This is a genomic window from Gammaproteobacteria bacterium (assembly GCA_013001575.1).
Classification (GTDB): domain Bacteria; phylum Pseudomonadota; class Gammaproteobacteria; order Steroidobacterales; family JABDMI01; genus JABDMI01.
This window is the reverse complement of sequence record JABDMI010000024.1, coordinates 1-4,787: the sequence shown is the minus strand read 5'-3', so window position 1 is coordinate 4,787 and position 4,787 is coordinate 1. Positions and strand designations below refer to the sequence as shown.

General features: G+C 49.6%; 4 protein-coding genes. 2 read left to right on the top strand and 2 right to left on the bottom strand.

Going from position 1 to position 4,787, the window contains the following annotated elements:
* The coding region (locus HKN88_01910) for a sigma 54-interacting transcriptional regulator (GenBank protein ID NNC96806.1) at positions 1-738 on the top strand (738 nt) is incomplete at its 5' end.
* Positions 739-887: 149 nt separating this feature from the next.
* On the opposite strand, the gene ggt is transcribed toward HKN88_01910, so the two are convergent.
* A complete protein-coding gene (gene ggt / locus HKN88_01905) occupies positions 888-2,651 on the bottom strand; it encodes a gamma-glutamyltransferase (protein ID NNC96805.1) in 1,764 nt (587 codons plus the stop codon).
* Positions 2,652-2,794: 143 nt separating this feature from the next.
* A complete protein-coding gene (locus HKN88_01900) occupies positions 2,795-3,715 on the bottom strand; it encodes a dihydroorotate dehydrogenase (protein NNC96804.1) in 921 nt (306 codons plus the stop codon).
* Between the two features lie 113 nt (positions 3,716-3,828).
* Between HKN88_01900 and trmL the strand changes: the two genes are divergently transcribed.
* Positions 3,829-4,290 carry a tRNA (uridine(34)/cytosine(34)/5-carboxymethylaminomethyluridine(34)-2'-O)-methyltransferase TrmL gene (gene trmL / locus HKN88_01895; GenBank protein ID NNC96803.1) on the top strand — a complete coding sequence of 154 codons (462 nt, stop codon included), beginning with the start codon at positions 3,829-3,831 and terminating at the stop codon, positions 4,288-4,290.
* Positions 4,291-4,787: the final 497 nt, after the last annotated feature.

The window sequence follows — 4,787 nt, the reverse complement described above, 5'->3', positions numbered from 1 at the left end:
GGCGCTTTTACCGGAGCCAATGCCAAACGCGAAGGGCGGTTTGAACAAGCGCATGGCGGCACTTTGTTTCTGGACGAGATCGGTGACATGCCCATGGCATTACAAACCAGATTGTTACGCGTCTTGGCCGAAGGGGAGTTTTATCGGGTAGGGGGCAATACGCCGGTTAAAGTGGACGTAAGGATTGTGGCCGCAACCAACCAGAATTTACTCGAGCAGGTCGAGAAGGGCGAATTCAGGGAAGATCTGTATCATCGCCTGAACGTGTATCACATCGAGATCCCGCCATTACGCGAGCGTAAAGAAGACATCCCGCAGTTGATGAACCATCACTTACAAAAAGCCGCCGAAGAGCTTGGCATGCCACCCAAAACCTTGAGTGACAAAGCCAGTGAACGCTTGCAAGCGTATAACTGGCCGGGGAATATACGTGAACTGGTCAACCTCTCGCAACGCTTGATCATCAGCGCCCCGGGTCAACAGATACAAGCGGCTGACCTTAAGCTGCAAGGCTCAAAAGACCAGGATCACAACGACTGGAAACAGTACGTGCGCAGCTGGGCGCAACAAAAATTCAATCAGGGTAATAAAGATATATTAAATGAGCTGATTCCCCAGGTGGAGAAGATCCTGTTGGAAGAAGCCCTAATTGTGAGTAATGGCCACAAGCAGAATGCCGCCAAGTTATTGGGCTGGGGACGCAATACGCTGACTCGCAAACTGAAAGAACTGGAGTGATGGTCAGAAAAGTAAGTGCAAATTTTAAGGGCACATTTTCTGCATACTGTCATCCCGAAAAACATTCATGTTTGTCCGGGACCCATGCCAAGAATTAAGCGTCAGAAAAACACTCAAGCTATGCCAAGTTCAATTAGTTTTGCTAAGACCTAATACCCCAGCGCCTTGGCATCCGGGCGTCTGGGATCGGCGGCGCCATGCTTGTAATCACCGATAAGCTGAATGGCCTGGATGCTACCCATGGTATTAGCCCCTTTGACCTGATGCCCCAGGGCTTGCAGTTCCTCAACACTGTCTTGACTGATACCCGGTTCCACAAACACCTGATCGGGTAGCCACTGATGATGCATACGCGGGGCGTGCGTGGCTTCGGCCACATTCATGCCATGCACAGTGACATTCAAAATGTTTTGCAACACCGCGGTAATGATGCGGCTACCACCCGGTGAACCGGTGACCATGAACAATTCTTTGCCGCCTTCGGCATTATTCTTAAACACCATGGTCGGGGTCATGGAACTGAGCGGGCGTTTGCCGGGTTCAATTTTGTTGGCTTCTTTACCGACCAATCCATACACGTTCGGGAAACCTGGCTTGGAGGAGAAGTCGTCCATTTCATTGTTCAGCATAAAGCCGCCACCCTTGACCATTTTTCCGGAACCGTAAGAAAAATTCAGCGTATAGGTGTTGGCAACCGCATTGCCGTGTTTGTCGACAATAGAAAAATGTGTCGTGTCCGGACTTTCATAGGCGGGAATACTCACCGCTTTGATGTCACTGCTTTTAGACGCACGCGCTTGGTCAATACTGGCCGCGACCTGTTTGGCGTAATCTTCACTGGTCAGGAAATCAACCGGGACTTCGTAAAAATCCGGATCACCCAAATGTTCGCTGCGATCCGCATAGGCACGACGCATGGTCTCGACCAGTAGATGCAAACTCTCGCCGGTGTTGTGACCACTTTCCTGTAAGGGCAGGTGTTCTAAGGTGTTCAGCATTTGAATCAAATGAACCCCGCCGGAACTGGGTGGTGGCATGGAGGCGATGTGATAATTGCTCTCGCCCACATCAAATTGTCCAGTCACGACCTCACGCATAACCGGCTTATAGTTTTTCAGGTCAGCGTGGGTGATCAGACCGTCGTTGGCCTGCATATCCGCCACGATCAGATCTGCGGTTTTGCCTTGATAAAAACCCTTCGCACCATAGCGGGCAATGCGAGTTAAGGTTTTGGCCAGGTCGCGTTGCCGTAATACTTCGCCCGCCTGATAGGTACTGCCGTCACGCTTGTATAAATAGGATTTGGTATTCGGGTTTTTACTCAAGCGCTCGGAACGACTGTGCAGGTTACTCGACAGATCATGCGTGACCACCATGCCACGCTTGGCGAGTCGGATGGCCGGTCCCAGAAGCTGTTTCCAGGGCAAGGACCCCCATTCTTGCCAGGCCAGATGCATTCCGGCCACGGTTCCCGGGACTCCGGCACTTTGATGACTAAACCAGGATCGACTTCTGTCGACTTCACCATTCTCGTCCAAATACATGTCACGCGTGGCCAGGGCCGGCGCCATTTCACGGTAGTCGAGGGCGAACTGCTGGTCGGTCTTGGCAATGTGCACCAGCATAAAACCACCGCCCCCGATATTCCCTGCGCGTGGCAGTGTTACCGCCAAAGCAAAGGCCGTGGCTATCGCCGAATCAACCGCGTTACCGCCTTTTTTCAAAATCTCCAGACCCACTTCGGTGGCGATTGCATTCTGTGTCACCACCATGCCGTTTTTGGCGATTACCGGATGATGAATGCTGTTGTATCGAATAATGGCGGGGGTATCGACCGTGGCCGTATCGGCCAACGCAGTGATCGAAATGGCAAAGCTTAGAAAGACAAACAACAAGCGGTTTATTTTTTTCATTGTATTTCTCTGGTTTTCAGATTCATTAAACGGCTCTACCACCATACTGCAGGGATCACACTTTTCCGAAATTCATTTCGCCTAATATCCCGCGCTTAAACCACAGGATCAGGCGGCATAATCGCCATTACCCGCAAACGCCATCAGCCGCAAACAATCTTCCGTTCCGTATCCACTTGCAGACTACCGATCAGATCATCCAGCGACTGCATCTCATTGGCGCGCAAGTAATCGACAATACCCGCATTAATATTCGCACACATTAGCGGTTGATAGAACAAACCGGTTCCGACGCCGATGGATGAAGCACCGGCAATTAAAAACTCCAACGCGTCTTCGACCGTAGCGATACCACCTTGGCCGATGATCGGCACCTTGTGCGCTTTGGCCACTTGATACACCTGCCAGACTTTGAGTAAAGCGATGGGTTTGATGGCCGGCCCGGATAAACCGCCTTGCACATTGCCCAGGATCGGTTCGCGTTTGTGCACATCAATGGCCATGCCCATCAGGGTATTGATGACTGCGAGCCCATCGGTACCGGCTTCAATACAACGGCGTGCACTTTCCTGGATGTCGGTCTGGTTAGGCGAGAGTTTGGTGATCAGGGGTTTGTCGGTCAATTTGCGACACTCTTCCACCACCCGCGCCGACATGTCGGGATCATTACCAAATGCCACCCCGCCTTCTTTAATATTCGGGCAGGAAATATTCAGCTCCATGGCGTCGATCGGTGATTGATCGAATTTACGCACCACTTTGAGATATTCTTCCACGGTTGAGCCGCACACATTGGCAATGAAGCGGGTTTCTGAAAAATCCAGTTTGGGTAAGTATTCGTCCACAACTTTGTCGACCCCGGGATTTTGCAAACCAATAGCATTCAACATACCCATCGGGGTTTCATAAATGCGATGCGGCGGGTTACCCAGACGCGCCGTCCCGGTGGTGCCTTTTAAACAAATGCTGCCAACCTGGCGATTGGAGAATCCGGCCACCCGGGTGTATTCCTCACCAAAACCCACACACCCCGAAAGCAGGGAGATCGGCGAGGCAAAATCCATACCGCAGAATTTGCTGTGTAAAATGGGATCCGGGAGCTGGATGTCGTTGGAAGACTTGGCAAATGCAGTTGAGGTCAAAATCAGGCCTTTATTAAAGTAGCGGATACGTAAATATGTTTCATATCATTCTATTCGAGCCGGAAATTCCGCCGAATACTGGCAACATTATAAGGCTTTGCGCCAACACCGGGGTGCGCCTGCACCTGATTCATCCGCTGGGATTTGACCTGGAGAGCAAAAAGTTGCGCCGTGCCGGACTGGATTATCGCGAATTTGCCGACGTGCTCGAATATCAGTCACTCGCCGAGTGTCTGGAAAAACTGTCTGATTCTCGCGTCTTTGCCCTGTCCACAAAAGGCCGCACAAATTATGCACAGACCAGATTTCAGGCAAATGATGCCTTCATATTTGGACCGGAAACTCGAGGTTTACCGGATAAGTTTTTGAATACACTTAAAGAAGAATCCAGGTTACGGGTTCCGATGCTACCCGATTCGCGCAGTCTAAATCTGTCCAACACCGTGGCGTTGGTCGTGTATGAAGCGTGGCGTCAAAACGACTTTGTGGTGAATTAGTTTCAGTTGAAATTTTGTTGTGCTGCAATAGAGAATTTTTTTCTAAAAACTCTTGCAGCAAAAAATTCCTGTGTGTAAATTGAGTTCCAGATTAGGACGATAACCTGATCTGATTGGTGTGAATGGATTGATGTTTGTAGAGTTGTACCAACGGTGAAAAACCTAGTAAGTCAATTCATAAAAATACAGACAAAAAGACGGTAACATCAATGACTGATTCAATGCCTTAACAACAGCTTTGAAATAGTAACTAATTAAAAACTGACGTTGACGTTGCAAAACAGATACCGAAAAGATTAATGTGTGAACCGTCAAAACTGGCATTGTTTAAACGCACGGTACAAAGTACTAAGTCGCTTAAGCAACATAACGTTAAAGTAAATTCAGACAACAATCAAAAAGCCCCACCGAACAGGTGGGGCTTTCTTTTTTGCACGGATGAAAATATTCTCGATCAAGCATCTCGTATTTCATGCAAGACCCTCGATAACTACTTC

What these genes read in the sequence shown, in the direction of transcription:
- trmL (NNC96803.1), top strand. Translation starts at nt 3,829, where the DNA reads ATGTTTCATATCATTCTATTCGAGCCGGAAATTCCGCCGAATACTGGC.
- ggt (NNC96805.1), bottom strand. Translation starts at nt 2,651, where the DNA reads ATGAAAAAAATAAACCGCTTGTTGTTTGTCTTTCTAAGCTTTGCCATT.
- HKN88_01900 (NNC96804.1), bottom strand. Translation starts at nt 3,715, where the DNA reads ATGGATTTTGCCTCGCCGATCTCCCTGCTTTCGGGGTGTGTGGGTTTT.